We start from the raw sequence: 20,125 nt of genomic DNA, 5'->3' as shown, positions 1-20,125 counted from the left end.
CGCACCCCCTCACAGATTGATGAACACCGACTTGGTCTCCAGGTAGGCATCCAGCGCGGTGCGGCCCATGTCGCGGCCCATGCCGGACTGCTTGTAGCCGCCGAAGGGCATGCCCGGGTCCAGGGTGCTGTGGCAGTTGACCCAGACCGTGCCGGACTGGATCTTGGGGATCAGCCGGTGGACCTTGGACAGGTTGTTGGACCAGATGCTGGCGCCCAGGCCGTAGGGCGTGTCGTTGGCCCAGGCGGCGACTTCGTCGAGGTCGTCATAGGGCATGGCCACGAGCACGGGGCCGAAGATTTCCTCGCGGGCCACGCGGTGGTCGTGCTGCACGCCGGTCATCACCGTGGGCTGCACGAAGTAGCCGCGCTGGCCTGAGCGGGCGCCGCCCGTCACCACCTCGGCGCCCTGGCTGCGGCCTATGTCGATGTAGCTGCAGACACGCTCCATCTGCTCCTGCGAGACCAGCGGGCCCATCTGTGCGCGGGGGTCCAGGCCATGGCCCAGGGTGAGCCGGGCGGCCTGGTCGGCCACGTCGGCCACCACGCGGTCGAACATGCTTTTGTGCACGTACAGGCGCGAGCCCGCGCAGCAGACCTGGCCGTGGTTGAAAAAGATGGCATTGGCCGCGCCCGCCGCAGCCGTGGCGGGGTCGCAGTCGTCGAGCACGATGACGGGGGACTTGCCGCCCAGCTCCAGCGTGATGCGCGTCATGTTGTCCATGCAGGCATGGCCGATGAGCTTGCCCACCTCGGTAGAGCCCGTGAAACTGACCTTGTTGACCAGCGGGTGCGAGACCAGGGGCGCACCCGTGCCGGGGCCGTCGCCCGTGACCACGTTGAACACGCCGGGCGGAAAGCCCGCTTCCTGGATCAGCTCGGCCAGCATCAGCGCGGTCAGCGGCGTCTGCTCGGCGGGCTTGAGCACCAGGGTGCAGCCTGCGGCCAGCGCTGGCGCCAGCTTCCAGGTGGCCATGAGCAGGGGGAAGTTCCAGGGCACGACGGCGGCGACCACGCCCACGGGCTCGCGCCGGGTGTAGGTGAACATCTGGGCCTCGGGCGCGAAGGGCACGGAGTGCTCGTGCGTCATGCCCTCGATCTTGGTGGCCCAGCCGGCCATGTAGCGGATGGAGTCTATGGCCATGGCGATGTCCACGGCGCGCGCAATGGCGGCGGACTTGCCGTTGTCCAGCGATTCGACCTCGGCCAGGGCCTGGGTATGGGTCTCCATGAGGTCGGCCAGGCGCAGCATCAGGCGCTCGCGCTCCACGGGGCGCATGCGGCCCCAGGGGCCCAGGTGCAGCGCGCGGTGGGCGGCGCGCACTGCAAGGTCCACGTCGGCCGGGCCGGCGCTGGCGACTTCGGCGATCACGGCCTCGGTGGCCGGGTTGACGGTGGACAGGCGCTGGCCGGTCCGGGCCGCCACCCATTGGCCGTCGATGAAGAGGTCATGCATGCCCCGGTTGAGGAAGGCGCTGGCGCGCTCGGTGATCTGGTGCTGGATGTCGCTGAGGTTCATGGTGTGCTCCTTGGGGGTGAACGGGGGAAAGGGGTGTGGGATCAGAAAACCTGCAGCAGGCGCAGGTTGATGCGGGCGTTCTCCTTGAAGCCCTGGCGCACATGCAGGTCGCGGCCCACGGTGGCCAGCAACTGCGTCTTCGGCGCGACAAAGACCGCGCCGCCGAAAGAGACCTTGGTGGTGGACTGGCGGTCGCCTTGCGACACGCCGTTGACCTGGGTCTCGCCGCCCGTCAGGTGCGACAGGCCCAGGCGCAGGTCCGAGGTCTCCGACAGGTGGTAGCGCAGCAGGCCCTGGAACTGGAACTGCGCCTTTTGCTTGAGCGTGGCGCTTTGGGCGCCGAAGTCGTCGTTCTTGCCGAAGACGGTGACATCGGCCGCCAGGTCCATGGTCACGCGCTTGCCCAGCGGCTTGATCCAGCCGGCCTGCAGGGCCGCCTTCCAGCGGTTCTCGCCCAGGCTCAGCGGGTCGTTGCGGTTGTACTGGCCCGTGGGCAGCCAGACAAAGGGGGTGATGCCGAAGTGCTCCTTGTCGCCGGGCTTGGTCAGCCACAGGGTGGCGGCCAGCATCAGGTCGCCCACGCCGGTGTTGCTGCCCATGGCCGCGATATCGCGCGAGGCCGACAGGCGCCCGAAGGGCAGCAGGAACTGCGGGTCGATCACGTAGTCGCCCAGCTTCATGAAGTGCACGCCGCGCGCTATGCCGATGTCCGAGGTCAGCCTCGGCCGTATGGGCGCCTGGTCGCCATTGGCATAGAGGCTGTCCCGCGTGGCGTGCTGGTAATAGACCATGCCCAGCGTGGTGCCGGGCGGCAGGGCGGTGTAGTCGCCCGCGTCGATATCGACGGCGTGGGCATTGAAGGTGGCGCATGCGGCCATGGCTGCCAGGGCCAGGGATGCGCGGGTGAAGGGCTTGGATGGCATGGCGAAGAGTCCGGTCCGGTGTTTTCAGGCAAAGCCCTGCCCAGGCCTGCTGCAGGACAGCAGGGCCGGGGAGGGGATGGGAGGTTGGGGGAGGGGGAGGGGGAGGGGGAGGGGGAGGGCGGCTCGCGTTGGCTACTTGGGCCGCACCGCGTCAGCCGTGCCCTGGATGAAGGCCTTGATCTTTTCCACGTCGTCCATGCTCAGCTTGCCCGTGAAGTCGGGCATGCCGCGCGACATGGCCGGGCCCTTGAAGATGAACTTGTCCAGGTGCTCGATATAGGCCGGGTCCAGGTAGCCCAGGTTGGGCAGGTTGCCGCCCCGGTCCACGCCGGGCACGCCGTGGCAGAAGGCGCAGTTGCTGACATACAGGGCCGTGCCTTCGGCCACCAGGCTCTTGTCGTAGGGCACGCCCTGCAGCAGCTTGCCCTGCTGGTAGGCGACGAAGGCAGGCGCCTCGGCCTTGCCGTCCAGCGCGAAGGTGTAGACCGTGCCCGGGCCCTTGCGCTCGGTGTGGCGCGCGGCCAGGCCGTAGACGCCGCCCCAGCCCACGGCGATGGAGACGTACTGCCGGCCATCGACCTCATAGGTGATGGGTGCGGCCACCACGCCCGTGCCCGTGGGCTTTTCCCAGAGCTTCTTGCCGTTGCGCGCGTCATAGGCCACGAAGCGGCCGTCGGCCGTGCCCTGGAACACCAGGTTGCCCGCTGTGGCCAGCGTGCCGCCGTTCCAGGGCGAGGCATGCTCCACGCGCCAGCGCTCCTTCTGTGCCACCGGGTCCCAGGCGATTAGGCGGCCGAAGGGCGTGCTCTTGGGCGGCTCCATGTTGACCAGCGTGGCCGTATTCCAGCCGATATTGCTGTGCGGCTCGGGCAGGGAGCCGCCGTTGAACTTCCAGTTCTTGTTGTCCTGCAGGGTCAGCGGCACATGCTGGGCCGGCAGGTAGGCCAGGCCCGTGTCGGGGCTGTAGGACATGGAATGCCAGTTGTGCGCGCCGAAGGGGCTGGGGATCACGTCGCGCGCGCGGTCGCCGCTGCGCGCAATCGGCGTCTCGATGGGCCGGCCCTTGGCGTCGTAGCCGCTGGCCCAGTTCACATCGACGAAGTTCTTGGCCGAGATGAACTGGCCGCTGGTGCGGTCGATCACGAAGAAGAAGCCGTTCTTGGGCGCATGCAGGATGACCTTGCGCGGCTTGCCGCCGATCTTGATGTCGGCCAGCACCATGGGCTGGGTGGAGGTGAAGTCCCAGCTGTCGCCCGGCGTCTCCTGGTAATGCCAGACGTACTCGCCCGTATCGGGGTTCAGCGCCACGATGCTGGCCAGGTACAGGTTGTCGCCACCGGCCGGGCTGCGCTTGGCTTGCGCCCAGGGCGAGCCGTTGCCCGTGCCGATGTACATGAGGTTGAGCTCGGGGTCATAGGCCATGGTGTCCCAGGCCGTGCCGCCGCCACCGGCCTCCCACCACTTGCCGGCCGGGTCCCAGGTCTTGGCGGCGCGGGCCATGGCCTCGTTCTCGAAGGGCTTGGATGGATCGCCGGGCACGGTGAACCAGCGCCACTGCTGGGCACCGGTCTCGGCGTCATAGGCCGTGACATAGCCGCGCACGCCGTACTCGGCGCCGCCGTTGCCGATCAGCACCTTGCCCTTGATGACGCGCGGCGCGCCCGTGATGGTGTACGAGTAGGCGCGGTCGATGATGGTGTCCTGCTCCCAGACCTTCTGGCCCGTGGCCGCGTCCAGCGCCACCAGGCGGCCATCGAAGGCGCCCACATACACCTTGCCCTTGTAGACCGCCACGCCGCGGTTGACCACGTCGCAGCAGCCCTTGAAGCCGTTGGCACGGTCCACGCCGGGGTCGTAGCTCCACAGGCGCTTGCCGGTGCGCACGTCCACCGCATGCACCACGCTCCAGCTGGCCGTGACGTACATGATTCCATCGACCACCACGGGCGTGGACTCCACGCCGCGCGTGGATTCCAGGTCATACGACCAGACCAGGCCCAGCCGCTTCACATTGGCCGTGTCCAGCTGCCTGAGTTTGGAAAAGCGCGTCTCGCTGTAGTCCATGCCGTAGCTGGGCCAGTCCTTGGAGCTGCGTGCGTTGTCGCGGATGCTCTGCGAGTCGATGCGCGAGGTGACGGCGCGTATGTGCTCGGGCGAGCCTTTGCTTGGCAGGCCGGCCTGTGCCAGCGTGGCGCCGGGAAGGGCCAGCACCAGGCCGGCGGCCAGCAGCGTGGAGGAAAGCACGTGGGTCTTCATGTTGTCTCGTCTCCTGTGTGGTTTGTTTTTGCGTGCATGGCGCTGGGGGCAAGGGCACCATGTGGGAGACGATAAAAAAAGCGGCCTCGGGTCACAACATTCGGACTTTCCCGGGGGCGGATGTGTACCGCCATGGAACAGCTCAGAACGTCCGGCTGACCGTCACCCCGGCCGACAGCCCGCGTCCTGCACCCGGTTCGAAGAACCGCTGGTTGCCCTCGTTGACGATGACCGACCCCGCATAGCGCCGGTCGAACAGGTTGTCCAGCCGCACAAAGGTCTGGGCGCTCCACTGCTGCCATTGCCGTGACCAGCGCAGGCTGGAACCCCAGACGGTGTAGCCGGCCGCGCGGTCGGTGTTGCGGTCGTTCACGGCCACGGGGCCGCTGTGCAGCATGTCCACGGTCCAGGTCCATTGCGGCGACAGCTGCCAGGCCAGTTCGCTCCACAGGCGGCGCGGCGCGGTGCCGGCCAGGCGCGCGCCGGCATCCACCGGGGCGGTGGGCGTGGTGCAGGGCGTGGCCTCGCAGGTCAGGAAGCTGTCGCGGTAGCGGGCCTGCAGCAGGGTCAGGGCGGTGCTGGCCGTGAGCGGCCCCCATTGGGCATTGCCCGAGAATTCCAGCCCCCGGCGCAGCGTGCGGCTCGCGTTCTGGTAGGTGGCGCGCCCGCCCGTGTTGGACAGCACGGTGAGTTCGCGCTGGGTATGGGTCTCGAACAGCGTGAGGTTCCAGCCCGCGTTGCCGTGGCGCCCGCGCAGGCCGACCTCGACGGTGTTGTGGGCGCTGGCGGCCAGGCCGGTGTTCAGGCCGCTGTTCATGCCATTTTGGCCACCGGGCCGGTAGGCCACTTCGTTGAGCGTGGGCGTTTCCATGCCCCGGCCCACCGATGCGTGGGCCACCAGCTCCGGCAGCAGGTTCACGCGCAGGCCCAGCGAGGGCAGCCAGCCGCGCCAGGCCATGCTGCCGCTGTCGTCGCCATTGCCGGCTGTGATGTAGTGGTCCTCGGAGCGGTAGCGCACGCGCGCCTGGCGCAGGCCGGCGCTCAGGGCCAGGCTCTGCGTGCTCCATTCAGCCTGCAGATAGGGGTCGGCGGAGCGCGCCTGGTTGCGTTCGTCGCGGCGCAGCCGGCCCTGCACGCCGAGCCGGCTGCCGATGAAGTTCTCGTAGCCGCGCCGGGTTTCGCCCTGCCAGTCGTAGGCCAGGCCTGCCGACCAGTCCAGCCGGCCGCCGGCCACGTCCTCATGGGTGCTGCGCCAGCGCAGGTTCATGCCCGCGTAGTCGCGGTCCAGGTCGATCACGCCGCCTGAATGCGAGGGCGGTGCCTGCGTGGCCACGGGAATGGACTGGTACTGCAGCACGGAGCGCGTACCCGCATAGGCCATGAGTTCCAGGCGCTGGCCCGCGCCGAACTGGTGCTGCCAGGCGGCACCCAACTGGCGCTGGCGCACGCTTTTGCGCGTGTTGAAGCGCAGCGCGCTGGCCGTGGTCTGGCCGGGGTCGGCCTCGAACTCGGCGCGTGTCAGACCCAGCGGGTCCTGGGCGCTGGCGCGCTGCTCCTGGTACTGCAGCAGCCACTGGTCGTCGCCCTGTTTGCGTGACAGCTTCATGTGGGCCGTGCTGCGGTCGGCGGCCGACTGGGGGCGCATGCCGTCGGTGGCGAAGCGCTCGATGTGGATGGCATAGCGCCAGGGGGCGGAGCCACCATCCGCCTGGTCCGGCTTTCCGCCACCGATTGTGCCGCGCAGCTGGGTGGACAGGCGCCACAGCCCGTCCGGCCCCACGGCCATGCCGCTGCGCCACAGGCCCGGTTCCTCGCCGTCTTCGGTGTACAGCAGCAGTGCACCGCCTGCGCTGTTGCCGTAGAGCACGGCGGCCGGGCCGCGCACCACGTCCAGGCGCGCGGCGTTGCCCAGCGTGAAGTTGGCGGCCTGGCCCTGGCCGTCGGGCGCGCCTGCCGGAATGCCGTCCACGTACAGGCGCAGGCCGCGCACGCCAAAGGTGGAGCGCGCACCGAAGCCGCGCACCGAGATCTGCAGGTCCTGGGCGAAGTTCTGGCGGTTCAGCACCACCAGGCCCGGCACGCGCGCCAGGCTTTCGGACAGGTTGACCTGCATCTGCCCCTCGCGCAGCACCGTGCCGTCCACGCTATCGATGGCGGCCGTTGCGCGCCACAGGTCGGGGCCGGCGCCGGGCTGGCTGGCCGTGATGACCACGGGGGCGAGCAGGGCCTCGCTGGAGTCCTGCGCTGCGTTTGCCGCCTGGGCGGGCAGGGCGTGCAGCGTGCAGGCCAGTGCGGCGCCCAGGGTGGGCAGGGCGGGCCGGGGGTGTCTTGTGCTGTGGGGGGAGCGTGTCATTGCGGGCGGGCCTGTGGCGATGCCCGAGGTTACCGAGCCCGGCAATCCGTTCCAACACGGGTGATTTCCCTAGTGCTGTCCTGTGCCGTGGCGGAACAACAATCGCGGCAGTTTTGATGTCCGTCATGCAACAGCCGCCTCCCGCCCCACTGCCCTCCAACCCCTTCTATGCCTCGCGCCAGGACCGGGTGGCGCTGGCGCGCGAGCGCTATTTCGAGCGCGGCGAGCGCCCATCGGGCCTGGTGTCCGAGCCCGTGCTGCAGTCCTGGACGCGCTGCCTGGGCGCCAGCCGCAGCCCCGACGAGAAGATCAGCTTCGACCCGGTCAGCAAGATCCGCACGGCCACCTTGCTGACCCACAACCGCGCGCTGATCGAGGCGGCGCGCGACCCCATCGCCGAACTCGAAACCGTGATCGCGGGCAGCCAGGCGCGCGCCATGCTCACCTGCAGCGAGGGCGTGGTGCTGATCGCCTCGCGCCCCACGCCGGGCGACGGCCCGCTGCTGCTGACGGCCGCGCGCGTGGGCGTGAACATTGCCGAGGATGCCGTGGGCACGGGCGCACCCGGCGTGGCCGTGCGCACGGGCGAGGTCTGCCATGTGCGTGGCGGCGAGCATTTCTTTCGCTGCCTGGCCTCGCTGCACTGCGCGGCCGCGCCCGTGCGCGATGCCAGCGGGCGCACCGTGGCCATGCTGGACCTGAGCAGCGAGGCGGGCCCCTTTCGCTTCGACGCAGGCGCCATGGCCCACATGTACGCCACCTGCATCGAGAACCGGCTGCTGGTGGGCGCCGCCCGCATGCACCTGTTGCTGCGCTTCCAGTCCAGCCGCAGCATGTTCGGCACGCCGCTGGAAGGGCTGGCCGCCGTGGATGGCGAAGGCATGGTGCGGTGGTTCAACGGCGTGGGCGCCCAGTTGTTCGACTGCCCGCGCCGGCCCGCCGAGGGGATGGCGGCAGAGGAAGTCTTCGGCCTGGGCCTGAACCAGTTGCTGGAGCTGGCCCACCACGGCCAGGCGCGCCCGCAGATGCTGCCCACGGGGCTGACGCTGTGGATGGAGGCGAGGCTGGATGAGGCATCTTCCCAGGTCGAAGAGGGGCTGCCGGCCATCGAGGCCCTGCCGCCGCCCGCCGAGGCGCCGTCCGAGGCACCGTCCTCCCTGGGCGAGGCCAGCCGCGAGCTGATCGAGCAGGCCCTGGCCCGCTGCCAGGGCAATATCTCGCAGGCCGCCCGCATGCTGGGCGTCTCGCGCGGGCTGCTGTACCGGCGCCTGCGCGAATGGGGCAGGGCTTAGGCCGTCCGGCCTATGCCGGCACGGCGGCCAGCGCGCCGCGCATCCATTCGATGAAGACCCCCGCCTGGGCCGGCAGCGCACGCCCTGCAGCGGGCACGGCGCGCAGGCCACCCTCGAAGGGCACGAAGCCATGGGGCGCCACCAGCAGCCCCTCCTGGAGCTCGCGTGCGATCAGCCGCTGCTCCACGAGGGCAACGCCCAGGCCCGACAGTGCTGCCTCTATGCACAGGTGGGTGTGCGGGAACGCCAGCGTCTCGCCCAGGGCCACGGGCTGGCCCGTGAGGGCTTCCCATTGGTTCCAGGCACTGGCCGTGTACTCATGTGCAATGCGCGCGCGGTTGGCGGGCCGGCGCCGGGCATAGGCCGGCGTGCACACGGCGCCGAAGTGCACGGGCGCCAGTTCGATGGCGCGGTGGCGGTCGGCCTCGCCGTAGGTGGACAGGTCCCAGGCAATGATCAGGTCGGCGCCCTCGTGGCGCATCTCGCGCGCCGAGGTCATGGACAGGCGGATGCGGATATGCGGGTGGCTGCGGTAGAACACCGCCAGCTGCGGCACCAGCCAGCGCATGGCAAAGGTGGCGCTGCAGGCTACATGCAGCCCCGGTGCCTGGGCGTCGCGCGCCAGCTGGGCATAGGCGGCCTCCAGATGGTCGAAGGCCGTGCGCACCGAGGCATGGAAGGCGGCGCCGGCCTCGGTCAGGCGCAGGCCCGTGCCTTCTTTCTCGAACAGCGCCGCGCCCGCGTGCTCCTGCAGCAGGCGCAGGTGGCGGCTGATGGCGCCGTGGCTGCGGCACAGTTCCTCGGCCGCGCGGGTCACCGAGCCGGTGCGGGCAATGGCCTCGAAGGCGCGCAGGGCGGCCAGCGGTGGCAGTTGTCTCATGGCAATCAATTCGTCAGAAAAACTGACGCATGGGCAGAAAAACTGCATTGTCCCGCATCGTCGTGATTTCTAGTATGGGTGCCTGTGCATTGGAGTTTTGCAGGCTTGCCAGCTCCTTTGCACAGTTCAATTTCTTGACGAAAAGGAGTTTCCATGCAGATCACCGATATCGCGGCCCATGAGGCGCTGGACAGCCGGGGCCATCCCACCGTGGAGGTCGAGGTCGAGCTGGAGGACGGCGCACGCGGCCTGGCCCTGGTGCCCTCGGGCGCCTCCACGGGGCGGCATGAGGCGCTGGAGCGGCGCGACGGCGATGCCTCGCGCCACCTGGGCAAGGGCGTGCTGGGGGCGGTGCAGGCCGTCAACACCGAGCTGCGCGATCTGCTGCGCGGCATGCAGGCCGACGCCCAGGGCCGCATCGACACGGCCATGATGGCGCTGGACGGCACGCCCGGCAAAAGCCGGCTGGGCGCCAACGCGCTGCTGGGCGTGTCGCTGGCCGTGGCCCGCGCGGCGGCGGCCAGCCAGCGCATGCCGCTGTGGCGGCACATGGGCGGTGCCCAGGCGCGCGTGCTGCCCGTGCCCATGATCAATGTCATCAACGGTGGCGCCCATGCCGACAATCCGCTGGACTTCCAGGAGTTCATGCTGCTGCCGGTGGGGGCGGACAGCTTCGGTGAGGCGCTGCGCATGGGCGCCGAGGTCTTCCACACGCTGCGCCATGCCCTCAAGGCCGCAGGCCACAGCGTCAACGTGGGCGACGAGGGCGGCTTTGCGCCCGCCCTGCGCAGCGCGCCCGAGGCGCTGGACTACCTGATGGCCGCCATCGAGCGCGCCGGCCTGCGCCCCGGCAGGGACATCGCCCTGGCCCTGGACCCTGCGGCCAGTGAATTCCATGGCGAGGACGGCTACCGCTACGCGGGCGAGGGCCTGGTGCGCAGCCGCCAGCAGCAGGTGGACTACCTGGCGCAACTGGTGGAGCACTACCCCATCGTCTCCATCGAGGACGGCATGGCCGAGGACGATATCGAGGGCTGGCAGGCCCTGGGCCGGCGCCTGGGCGGACGCTGCCAGCTGGTGGGCGACGATGTGTTCTGCACGAACCCCGGCCTGTTCGAGGGCGGCATTGGCCGGGGCGTGGGCAATGCCATCCTGGTCAAGATCAACCAGATCGGCACGCTGACCGAAACCTGGGACGTGCTGCGCCTGGCGCATGGCGCGGGCTATGGCGTGGTGATGTCGCACCGCTCGGGCGAGACCGAGGACACCAGCATTGCCGACCTGGCCGTGGCGGCCCAGTGCGCCATGATCAAGACCGGCTCGCTGTCGCGCGCCGACCGCACGGCCAAGTACAACCGGCTGCTGCGCATCGAGCGCGAACTGGGCCCGGCTGCCGTCTATGCGGGGCGCCGTGCGCTCAAGGGCCGGGCGGGTCAGGAAGCCGTGTCGGCCGCTGCGGGAGTTGCGGGGGTTGCGGGCGCCCTGTAGACCAGCACCTTGAGGCTGCGCTCGGCGTCGATGTCGGCGAAGGTGGCCGGATTGGCCAGGCGCTCGACGAACTCCAGCTCGGGCGCCACTTCCTGCATCTGCGATGTCAGGAACTGCGTGCCCATCTCGGGCGCGTTCAGGCACAGCAGCACATGGCCGCCGGGGCGCAGCAGGTCGGGCAGGCGGCGCATCAGGCGGGCATAGTCCTTGGTGGCGACGAAGCTGCCCTTCTGGTAGCTGGGCGGGTCCACCACGATCAGGTGGTACGGCCCGCCGCGCGTGATCTTGCCCCAGCTGCTGAAGATGTCGTGGGCCAGGAAGCTGGCGCCCGACAGATCGTTGAGCCGGTGGTTCTGCTGGCCCGTGGCCAGCGCGCCCTGGGCCATGTCCATGTTCATCACATGGCGCGCCCCGGCCTGCAGGGCCACTACCGAAAAGGCGCAGGTATAGGCGAACAGGTTGAGCACCTTGATGCCATGGCGGTGCTCGGGATGGTTGGCCACATGCGCGTGCACCCAGCGCCGGCCTTCGGCCATGTCCAGGAACAGGCCGTGGTTCTGGCCGCGCAGCACCTGTACGCGGTAGCGCGTGCCGGCCTCGGTGACGATGTGCGGGTCTGGCACTTCGCCGGCCATGAGCCGGGTTTCGGCGGGCGCGGCGGGCTGGCGCAACTGGTAGACCCAGTTCAGGGGCTGGCCCGGTGCCAGTTCGCTCCAGCGCAGTGACAGCGCCGTGCCGATGGCGGCCAGGGCGTCTTCGTCCAGCGGCTGGAAGCTGGTGAGCACCAGCACGGGCGGGAAGGCGTCGAGCACCAGATGCTCGCAGCCCGGGTACAGGCCGCCACGGCCGTGGAAGATGCGTTGGGCGTCGGAGGGCAGGGCCATCCGGGCGATGGCGTCGAGCAGGGCTTGCATGGGAAAGGCTGGATCTGGCAGGGGCGCCGGGCATGCCCGGTGGAACCGCTTGGAACCAGGCAGGGGCCGACGAAAAGGTCTGCCAGTGTATGCAGTTTGGGGCCCAGCCCAGGCAAACCCGGGCTCAGGCCCCATTCAGCGGTGCCGCGGGCAGGCTCAATGCCGCCAGCCGCGGCGCACCTCGAAGAAGCTGCACTCGCCATCGCCCAGGCCCTGCATGCCGGCCTCGGTGGCGGCGCGGGCGGCTTTCATCCAGCGGGTGAAGGCGAGCTTGGCGTCTTCGCTGATTTCCTCTGGAGGCATGTCCTCCAGCCCCTGTACGAGCGACAGGGTTTCGCTGACCTGCTCGGCACTGCCGAGCTGGCGTTCCAGCACGCGGGCATAGCGTGCCTCGGCCTTGTTGCGTTCCTGCTCGGGCAGGTTGGGGTAGTCACACAAGGTGACGGTGAAGGCGGCTTCTTGCATGTCCATGGTTCATGAGATGAGGATGATGACTGGCGAAATATACAGTAATAACTGGCTGCGCATCCAGTATTTATCCAGTGTTTTTTTACAGTGTCGTGCCGGTGGGGTCGCTGCGGGCAGCGGCGGCAGCCATGCGGCCACAATCGCCTGCAAGGAGAAAACCACCGCCATGACGAACGAATCGACCACGGGCAGCCCGGCCTGGGACCCCGAAGCCACGGGCCATGCGCTGTTTGCCACGCGCTTGGGGCCCTGCGGCGTGGCCTGGGGCGCCTGCGGCCTGGTGGCCTTTCAGTTGCCCGAGGTGGACGGCCCGGCCGCCACGCGCACGCGCATGCTGCGCGGCGTGCAATTGCGCAGACCGGGCAGCTACGCCGCAGCGGCGCGGGCCGAGGACCTGCCAGCCAGCGTGGCACAGGCCATCGCCGGCGTGCAGGTGCTCATGGCGGGCCATGGCGAATGGACCTTGGAGCCTTCCGCGCCCAGCGCACAGCAGTTGCGTGACGGCCCGGTGCTGCCCGATCTGCGATCACGGCGCATGCTGCCCGCAGGCGAGGCACTGCCGGATCTGGCCGGGCTGGCGCTGGACTGGCACGGTGTGTCGGAATTTCACCGCCGCGTCTATGAGCTGACGCGTGCCATTGCTCCCGGCCATACGCGCACCTACGGCGAGATCGCGCGCGAGTTGGGCGAGGTGGGCCTGTCGCGCGCCGTGGGACAGGCGCTGGGCCTCAACCCCTTCGCGCCCGTGATTCCCTGCCACCGCGTGCTGGCCGCCGGCGCCCAGCCGGGCGGTTTTTCGGGCGGCGCAGGTGCGCTGACCAAGCTGCGCATGCTGGAGATCGAGGGTGCGGCCTGGGGCGGCACGCGCTCGCTGTTCGGGGATTGACGGGCCGGACACGCATGTGACATGCGGCACGGCGGGGCGGCTTGCACAATCGCCGCTGCAGGCCGTCCCGGCAGGGGAGGGCCGCCCTCCATTCCACCCATGACCGGCACACAAGACCCGGACCAGGAGACAGACGAATGACTCGCAATGTGCAGCAACTTTTCGACCTCACCGGCAAGACGGCCCTGGTGACCGGCGGCTCGCGCGGCCTGGGCCTGCAGATGGCCCATGCGTTGGGCGAGGCGGGCGCCAGGATCATGCTGAGTTCGCGCAAGGCTGCCGACCTGGAGGAAGCCGCTGGCGAGCTGCAGGCCGCAGGCATCGACGCCCGCTGGATTGCCGCCGACTGCGCCAACGAGGCCGACATCGAGCGCCTGGCCGCCGAGACGCTGGAGCGCCTGGGCCAGGTGGACATCCTCATCAACAACGCGGGCGCCAGCTGGGGCGCGCCGGCCGAGGAGCACCCCGTGGCCGCCTGGGACAAGGTGATGAACCTCAACGTGCGCGGCTACTTCCTGCTGAGCCAGCAGATCGCGCGGCGCAGCATGATCCCGCGCAAGACCGGGCGCATCATCAACCTGGCCTCCATCGCAGGCCTGGGCGGCAACCCGCTGGGCATGAAGACCATTGCCTACAACACCTCCAAGGGAGCCGTCATCAACTTCACGCGCGCGCTGGCCGGCGAGTGGGGCGTGCATGGCATCACCGTCAACGCCATCTGCCCGGGCTTTTTCAAGACCAAGATGGCCAGCGTGCTGATCGAGACCCTGGGCGAGGACGAGATGAAATCCCATGCCCCGCTGCGCCGCCTGGGCGACGACGAGGACCTCAAGGGCCTGACCCTGCTGTACGCCAGCGACGCGGGCAAGCACATCACGGGCCAGTGGATGGCCGTGGACGGCGGCGTCAGCGCCCTGGTGGGCGGCTGAACGCGGTGGCGCTGCTGCCGAGGTGACAGTTTTTCCCGCAGATCGTGCCGCCGCGCGCCATGGTGCCTTCGGGCGCCCTTATGCTCACCTGCATTGCGATCTGAACTGGAGAATTTCGTGCTGGATTTTGGCCACCCCATCCCCTTCGTCGACCACCTGGGTTTCACCCTGCACCGCATGGAGGACGGGGAGTCCGAACTGCGCTTCGAGGCGCGTCCCGAGCACCTGAACACCTTTGACGTGACCCACGGCGGCGCCACCATGACCCTGCTGGACGTGACCATGGCCGTGGCCGCGCGCAGCCTGCAGCGCGACATGGGCTGCGTGACCATAGAGATGAAGACCAGCTTCATGCAGCCGGCGCGCGGCCCCCTGGTGGCCAAGGGCGTGGTGCTGCACCGCACGCGTTCCATGGCCTATACCGAGGCGCGCGTGTTCGATGCCTCGGGCCGGCTGTGCAGCCATGCGACCGGAACGTTCAAGTACATGCCGCGCGTGGCCAAGCCGGCCGCCGCCGAGACAACCCTCGCCACGGACTGATCCGCACGGCGAATTTGCCAGATACCCAATGCCACACGCCAGCCCCGGCAGCACCGGGAACTGGTTCCATTGTTTGTGATGCCACCGGAGGTTTTCCCATGCCCGTGAACCAGCAGATCCTGCTCGACAACCGCCCCGAGGGCGAAGCCGTGGAAAGCAATTTCCGCCTTGTCAGTACCGAGACCCCGGCGCTGGCCGAAGGCCAGGTGCTGGTGCGCCACCACTACCTGAGCCTGGACCCCTACATGCGCGGCCGCATGAATGACAGCAAGAGCTATGCCCAGCCCCAGCCGCTGGGCGAGGTCATGATCGGCGGCACCGTGGGCGAGGTGGTGGAAAGCCGCCATCCCAAGTTTGCCGTTGGCGACAAGGTCGTGGGCATGGGCGGCTGGCAGGAATACAGCGTGGTCGATGGCGATGCGCCCGGCATGCTGCGCAAGGTGGACACCACCCATGTGCCGCTGTCGCACTACCTGGGCGCCGTGGGCATGCCCGGCGTGACGGCCTGGTACGGCCTGGTCAAGATCATCGCCCCCAAGGCCGGCGAGACCGTGGTGGTCAGCGCCGCCACGGGCGCCGTGGGCAGCGCGTTTGCGGCCCTGGCCAAGGCGCGCGGCTGCCGCGTGGTAGGCATTGCGGGCGGCCCCGAGAAGTGCCGCTACGCCACCGAGGAGCTGGGCTTCGATGCCTGCATCGACTACCGCGAGCACCCCGACACCAAGACCATGGCCAAGGCGCTCAAGGACGCCTGCCCGCAGGGCATCGACGGCTACTTCGAGAACGTGGGCGGCTACATCCTCGACGCCGTGCTGCTGCGCACCAACGCCTTTGCGCGGATCGCGCTGTGCGGAATGATCGCGGGCTACGACGGCAAGCCGCTGCCCATGACCAATCCCGCGCTCATCCTCGTCAACCGCATCCGCATCGAAGGCTTCATCGTCAGCGAGCACATGGAAGTCTGGCCCGAGGCGCTGCAGGAACTGGGCCGCCTGGTGGGCACCGGCAAGCTGCGCCCGCGCGAGAGCATTGCCGAAGGCATTGCCTCCGCACCTTCCGCTTTCCTGGGTCTGCTCAAGGGCAAGAACTTCGGAAAGCAACTCGTCAAATTGATCTGAACCACCACAAAAAACCAGGAGACAAGGGAATGATCAAGAACTTCAAGGGCAAGACGGCCGTGCTGACGGGCGCGGGCTCGGGCTTCGGCCTGGAGTGCGCGCGCATCGGCGCGAAGCTGGGCATGAACCTGGTGCTGGTCGATGTGCAGCAGGAGGCGCTGGACAAGGCTGCCGCCGAGTTCGAAGGGCAGGGCGTGCGCGTGCTGGCACGCCGCGTGGATGTGTCCGACGCTGCCCAGATGCAGGCCCTGGCCGACGAGGTGCGCCAGCAGTTCGGCGCGCCGCACTTCGTGTTCAACAACGCAGGCGTGGGCGCGGGCGGGCTGGTCTGGGAGAACACGCTGGAAGATTGGCAGTGGGTGCTGGGCGTCAACCTCTGGGGCGTGATCCACGGCGTGCGGCTGTTCACGCCCATGATGCTGGAGGCCGCCAAGGCCGATCCGTCCTTCGAGGGCCACATCGTCAACACGGCCAGCATGGCCGGGCTGCTGGCGCCTCCCAACATGGGCATCTACAACGTCAGCAAGCATGCCGTGGTCAGCCTGACCGAGACGCTGTACCAGGACCTGGCCCTGGTCTCCGACCAGATCAGCGCCAGCGTGCTGTGCCCCTTCTTCGTGCCTACGGGCATCAGCCACAGCGAGCGCAACCGGCCCAGCCATCTGGCCGCGCAGCCGCTGACGGCCAGCCAGAAGATAGGCCAGGCCATGAGCGAGAAGGCCGTGGGCTCGGGCAAGGTCACGGCCACCGATGTGGCGCAGAAGGTCTTCGACGCCATTGCGGCCAACCAGTTCTACATCTACAGCCATCCGCAAGCCCTGGGTTCGGTCCAGACCCGCATGGAGGATGTGGTGCAGGGCCGCAACCCCACCGACCCGTTCGCGCACAAGCCCGAACTGGGCGCCAGCCTCAAGGCCTCGCTGCGCGCGGCCTGAGCGTCAGTCCTCTTCGTCCGGGTCCGGCCTGTGGGGGGCTGGCCTGGCGGGAGCCTCGGCCTTTTCATCGGGCGGCGCGGAGGGCAGGGGCCGCACCAGCCGCACCATGAGCTGGTTGCCGCGCCCCATGTCGGGCCGCGTCTCCAGGCTGTCGAGGTCAATCGCCCAGGCCTGCTGGGCCGACAGCTGCGTACCGGCGCTGCCCGAGATGTTGCTGTAGTTGTAGGGATTGACGGGCCGTGCGTTCACCGCTGCCGTGGCCGTCCAGTGCCAGCCGCGCGGCGCGCCCGGGAACAGCTCGGGCGACAGGCCTTGCGGCCGTATATCGCGCGAGATCAGCCGGCGCATCTCGTTGACGCGCGGCAGGCGCCAGCGCACGCCGTCCTGCTTGGCCCGCTCGGCGGCCAGGGCCTGCGCCTGCTTGTGCGTGAACAGCTCCGGCAGGCCCGCGCAGGTCTTGCCATTCCAGTGCATGCCTTCCACGCAGCGCGGCCACAGCAGGCGGGCGCGGCGGTCGATCACGTCGCGGCCGTCTTCGGACACTTCCAGCATGGCAGTGGCGCCGGCCTTGGCGTCACCGCGGGCCTGCGGCGGCGCCGCATGGGCCGGGCCCTGCATGCACGTGCCCAGCAGCAGGGCGGCGAGCAGGGGCCTTGGCAATGCGTTGAGGGTCGGCAGGAAGAGGGGCGTGGATGAGTGCATGGGGTGCCTATGCTGCTGTGGTGGCAATCTCGTATCCGAGCGTAACAGGGTTGCGGCCCCGCAAACTTGTGCCACGGCAAGCCGCCAGCGCCGCACGCGCCGGCCTGCCTGCCCAGGAAATGTGAGCACCGCCCTGCAGCCCGCAGCGCTTGCCGCCACAATGGCGCGTCTATGTCTGCGTCTATGCCTTCTCCCTCTTCTTCTCCCGCTTCCCCTGATTCCCACACGCTGCGCCTGGTGCTGATCCTGGGCCTGCTCTCGGCCATCGGCCCGTTTGCCATCGACATGTACCTGCCCGCGCTGCCCCAGATCGGCAGCAGCCTGGGCGCCCAGGTGGGCGCGGTGCAGGCCAGCCTGACGGCCTTCTTCCTCTCGCTGGGCGTGGGCCAGCTGCTGTACGGGCCGGTCTCGGACATGGTGGGGCGCAAGCCGCCGCTGTACTTCGGCCTGACCGTGTTCGCGCTGGCCAGCGTGGGCTGCGCCATGGCCACCAGCATCGAGACGCTGGTGGTGCTGCGCTTCATCCAGGGCCTGGGCGCGGCCGCCGGCATGGCCGTGCCGCGCGCCGTGGTGCGCGACCTGCACACCGGCCATGCGGCGGCCCGCATGATGTCGCTGCTGATGCTGGTGTTCAGCGTCTCTCCCATCCTGGCGCCGCTGGCCGGCAGCGGTGTGATCGCCGTCAGCAGCTGGCGCGGCGTGTTCTGGGCCGTGGCCGTGGCGGCCGTGATCGGCCTGGCGGCCGTGTTCATGGGCCTGAAGGAAACGCGCGGGGCCGCCGCGCGGCTGGACAGCAGCGTGGCCGGCGCACTGCGCGCCTACGGCGTGCTGCTGCGCGACTGGCATTACCTGGGCCTGGTCTTCATCGGCGGCTGCGCCATGGCGGGCTTTTTCGTCTACCTGGCTGGCTCTCCCTTTGTGCTGATCAACTACTACGGGCTCAGCTCCACCCAGTACAGCCTGGCCTTCGGGCTCAACGCCATCGCCTTCATCGGCGCGGCGCAGTTCACGGGCTGGCTGGGCCAGCGTTTCGGCCTGGTGCGCGTGGTCAAGGTGGCGGCCACCGGCTCGGGCCTGGTGATGCTGTCGCTGCTGTCGTACTACCTGCTGGGCGGTGAGCGGCTGGCCGTGCTGATCGGCCTGTACTTCGTGGCCAGCGCGCTGATGGGGCTGGTGATTCCGACGACCTCGGTGCTGGCGCTGGAGGAGCACGGCGCCATCGCCGGCACGGCCTCGGCGCTGCTGGGCACGCTGCAGATGCTGTCGGGTGCGGCGGCCATGCAGATCGTGGGCCTGTTCTCCACGGGCAAGCCCCTGCCCATGGTGGTGGGCATGGCCACGGGCGCGCTGATCGGCGTGGCGCTGGCCTGGATCACGCTGGGCGGCGCACGTGCCCACCGCGTGGGTGCAAAGGGCCATTCATGAGCGTGGCTCCCGCAGCAGAGGCTGGTGGGCCTGTACCCGACGGACTTGCGTCCGGCCCCCGTGGCCAGGCCATGCTGGTCATCATCCTGGGGCTGACGCTGTCGGTGCTGGACAGCACCCTGGTCAATCTGGCACTGCCAGCCATGGCGCGCGAGCTGCAGTCCAGCTCGGCCCATACGCTGTGGGTGGTCAATTCCTACCAGCTTGCCAGCCTGGTGCTGCTGCTGCCGCTGGCGGCCCTGGGCGAACGCCTGGGCTACCGCCGCGTGTATCTGGTGGGCATGCTGGTGTTCTCCCTGGCCTCGCTGGCAGCCATGCTGGCCACATCGCTGCCCACGCTGGTGGCTGCGCGGACGCTGCAGGGCCTGGGCGCTGCGGGCGTGATGAGCGTCAATGCCGCCCTGGTGCGGCTGATCTATCCGCGTGCCTTGCTGGGCCGGGGCATGGCCGTCAATTCGCTGGTGGTGGCCACGGCATCCATGGCCGGGCCTTCGGTGGCGGCGGCCATTTTGTCGGTGGCCAGCTGGCCCTGGCTGTTTGCGGCCAACCTGCCGCTGGGCCTGTTCACGCTGTGGCTGGGACGCCGGGCGCTGCCGGCCAATGCGGTGCCGGCACACGCGGGCGCGCGGCTGTCGCCGCTGGATGTGCTGCTCAACATCCTCATGTTCAGCCTGATCTTCCTGGGCGGCGAGCAGCTGGGCATGCGCGCCGGCGGTGCCCAGTCGTCCCTGCCTTCGGGTTGGTGGCTGCTGGGCGCGGGCCTGCTGGTGGGGCTGTGGTATGTGCGCCGCCAGTGGCGCCTGCCTGCGCCGCTGCTGCCGGTGGACCTGCTGCGCATTCCGGTGTTCGCGCTGTCCATGTGCGGATCGGTGAGCGCCTTTTGCGCGCAGATGCTGGCCTACCTGGCCCTGCCTTTCCTGCTGCTGGAGTCGCACGGCATGTCGCCCATCGAGGCCGGGCTGCTGATCACGGCCTGGCCGCTGGCCACGGTGATGACGGCGCCCATTGCGGGCCGGCTCATCGGCCGCTATGCGGACGGGCTGCTGGGCGGCATCGGCATGGCCATGTTCGCCTGCGGCCTGTGGGCGCTGGCGGCCATGCCCGATGCGCCCTCGACCCTGGACATGGTCTGGCGCATGCTGCTGGCGGGCAGCGGCTTTGCGCTGTACCAGTCGCCCAACAACCACACCATCGTGACCTCGGCGCCGCTGGCGCGCAGCGGCGCGGCCGGCGGCATGCTGAGCTCGGCGCGGCTCACGGGGCAGACGCTGGGGGCCGTGGTGCTGGCCACCATCTTCACCGTCTCGGGCGGGCATGGCGGCCATGCCGAAATCGTGGCCCTGGCCGTGGCGGGCTGCTTTGCGGCCATGGCGGGCGTGTTCAGCATGCTGCGCGTGCGCACGGCGCCCGCCGCAAGGCACTGAACAGACCGGCAAATGGCATTGAACTTGCATGTGTCGGCGCGCTCCGACACCTGCATCATCCTGGATGGTCTTGCCAC

General features: G+C 69.4%; 18 protein-coding genes. 9 read left to right on the top strand and 9 right to left on the bottom strand.

All coding sequences use genetic code 11. The features are described from left to right. Positions 1 to 9: 9 nt before the first annotated feature. The 4 genes from G4D77_RS02200 to G4D77_RS02185 all read right to left on the bottom strand — a co-directional run bounded on the left by G4D77_RS02200 (position 10) and on the right by G4D77_RS02185 (position 7,050). Complete coding sequence (locus G4D77_RS02200; RefSeq protein WP_154834491.1) at positions 10 to 1,518, bottom strand: aldehyde dehydrogenase family protein; 1,509 nt, start codon at positions 1,516 to 1,518, stop codon at positions 10 to 12. A 41-nt stretch (positions 1,519 to 1,559) separates the two neighbouring features. Continuing rightward, positions 1,560 to 2,441, bottom strand: a complete 882-nt coding sequence (locus G4D77_RS02195; RefSeq protein ID WP_154834490.1) for a transporter — start codon at positions 2,439 to 2,441, stop codon at positions 1,560 to 1,562. Positions 2,442 to 2,573: 132 nt separating this feature from the next. Next, on the bottom strand, positions 2,574 to 4,697 hold the full coding sequence (locus G4D77_RS02190; RefSeq protein ID WP_154834489.1) for a PQQ-dependent dehydrogenase, methanol/ethanol family: 2,124 nt from the start codon (positions 4,695 to 4,697) through the stop codon (positions 2,574 to 2,576). Positions 4,698 to 4,839: 142 nt separating this feature from the next. Next, entirely contained in the window at positions 4,840 to 7,050 is a 2,211-nt protein-coding gene (locus G4D77_RS02185) for a TonB-dependent receptor domain-containing protein (protein WP_154834488.1), read from the bottom strand. Between the two features lie 116 nt (positions 7,051 to 7,166). Between G4D77_RS02185 and G4D77_RS02180 the strand changes: the two genes are divergently transcribed. Further along, entirely contained in the window at positions 7,167 to 8,342 is a 1,176-nt protein-coding gene (locus G4D77_RS02180) for a helix-turn-helix domain-containing protein (protein WP_154834487.1), read from the top strand. A gap of 10 nt (positions 8,343 to 8,352) precedes the next feature. On the opposite strand, the gene G4D77_RS02175 is transcribed toward G4D77_RS02180, so the two are convergent. After that, positions 8,353 to 9,270: a LysR substrate-binding domain-containing protein gene (locus G4D77_RS02175; protein WP_154834486.1), complete on the bottom strand. Its 918-nt coding sequence runs from the start codon at positions 9,268 to 9,270 to the stop codon at positions 8,353 to 8,355. Between the two features lie 105 nt (positions 9,271 to 9,375). Here G4D77_RS02175 and eno point away from each other — a divergent pair, with 105 nt between their 5' ends. Further along, a complete protein-coding gene (eno, locus tag G4D77_RS02170; RefSeq protein WP_154834485.1) occupies positions 9,376 to 10,710 on the top strand; it encodes a phosphopyruvate hydratase in 1,335 nt (444 codons plus the stop codon). On the opposite strand, the gene G4D77_RS02165 is transcribed toward eno, so the two are convergent. From G4D77_RS02165 to G4D77_RS02155, 3 genes are all read right to left on the bottom strand, one after another. Then, a complete protein-coding gene (locus tag G4D77_RS02165; RefSeq protein ID WP_016446791.1) occupies positions 10,656 to 11,624 on the bottom strand; it encodes a class I SAM-dependent methyltransferase in 969 nt (322 codons plus the stop codon). The two genes, eno and G4D77_RS02165, sit on opposite strands and share 55 nt — an antisense overlap. Positions 11,625 to 11,780: 156 nt before the next feature. Then, positions 11,781 to 12,095, bottom strand: a complete 315-nt coding sequence (locus G4D77_RS02160) for a hypothetical protein (RefSeq protein ID WP_016446792.1) — start codon at positions 12,093 to 12,095, stop codon at positions 11,781 to 11,783. Positions 12,096 to 12,098: 3 nt separating this feature from the next. After that, positions 12,099 to 12,260: a hypothetical protein gene (locus G4D77_RS02155; RefSeq protein WP_213757887.1), complete on the bottom strand. Its 162-nt coding sequence runs from the start codon at positions 12,258 to 12,260 to the stop codon at positions 12,099 to 12,101. On the opposite strand from G4D77_RS02155, the gene G4D77_RS02150 reads away from it, so the two are divergent. The 5 genes from G4D77_RS02150 (at position 12,259) to G4D77_RS02130 (ending at position 16,497) form a co-directional block, all read left to right on the top strand. Further along, positions 12,259 to 12,978 (top strand): methylated-DNA--[protein]-cysteine S-methyltransferase, encoded by a 720-nt coding sequence (locus G4D77_RS02150; RefSeq protein ID WP_154834483.1) that lies wholly within the window; start codon positions 12,259 to 12,261, stop codon positions 12,976 to 12,978. The genes G4D77_RS02155 and G4D77_RS02150 overlap by 2 nt on opposite strands. A 137-nt stretch (positions 12,979 to 13,115) precedes the next feature. Further along, positions 13,116 to 13,907, top strand: coding sequence for an SDR family oxidoreductase (locus G4D77_RS02145; protein ID WP_047327658.1), 792 nt, complete (start codon positions 13,116 to 13,118; stop codon positions 13,905 to 13,907). A 117-nt stretch (positions 13,908 to 14,024) separates the two neighbouring features. Continuing rightward, positions 14,025 to 14,447, top strand: a complete 423-nt coding sequence (locus G4D77_RS02140; protein ID WP_016446794.1) for a PaaI family thioesterase — start codon at positions 14,025 to 14,027, stop codon at positions 14,445 to 14,447. A 98-nt stretch (positions 14,448 to 14,545) separates the two neighbouring features. Further along, the gene (locus G4D77_RS02135) at positions 14,546 to 15,562 is read left to right on the top strand and encodes an NADP-dependent oxidoreductase (protein ID WP_047327659.1); all 1,017 of its coding nucleotides are present in this window, start codon (positions 14,546 to 14,548) and stop codon (positions 15,560 to 15,562) included. A gap of 29 nt (positions 15,563 to 15,591) precedes the next feature. Continuing rightward, positions 15,592 to 16,497, top strand: a complete 906-nt coding sequence (locus G4D77_RS02130; RefSeq protein WP_016446795.1) for an SDR family oxidoreductase — start codon at positions 15,592 to 15,594, stop codon at positions 16,495 to 16,497. A 3-nt stretch (positions 16,498 to 16,500) separates the two neighbouring features. Here the strand turns inward: G4D77_RS02130 and G4D77_RS02125 are convergent, their stop codons facing one another. After that, on the bottom strand, positions 16,501 to 17,199 hold the full coding sequence (locus tag G4D77_RS02125) for an Lcl C-terminal domain-containing protein (RefSeq protein ID WP_154834482.1): 699 nt from the start codon (positions 17,197 to 17,199) through the stop codon (positions 16,501 to 16,503). A gap of 183 nt (positions 17,200 to 17,382) precedes the next feature. Here G4D77_RS02125 and G4D77_RS02120 point away from each other — a divergent pair, with 183 nt between their 5' ends. Together G4D77_RS02120 and G4D77_RS02115 are read left to right on the top strand one after the other, a co-directional pair. Beyond that, positions 17,383 to 18,624, top strand: coding sequence for a multidrug effflux MFS transporter (locus tag G4D77_RS02120; RefSeq protein ID WP_016446797.1), 1,242 nt, complete (start codon positions 17,383 to 17,385; stop codon positions 18,622 to 18,624). Next, positions 18,621 to 20,048 carry an MFS transporter gene (locus tag G4D77_RS02115; protein ID WP_154834481.1) on the top strand — a complete coding sequence of 476 codons (1,428 nt, stop codon included), beginning with the start codon at positions 18,621 to 18,623 and terminating at the stop codon, positions 20,046 to 20,048. The genes G4D77_RS02120 and G4D77_RS02115 overlap by 4 nt, the downstream gene beginning before the upstream one ends. The last annotated feature ends 77 nt before the right edge of the window (positions 20,049 to 20,125 follow it).

It is taken from the genome of Delftia sp. WY8, from assembly GCF_018437695.1.
In the GTDB taxonomy this organism is placed as follows: domain Bacteria; phylum Pseudomonadota; class Gammaproteobacteria; order Burkholderiales; family Burkholderiaceae_C; genus Comamonas; species Comamonas tsuruhatensis.
This window is presented reverse-complemented; position numbering and strand designations above follow the sequence as displayed.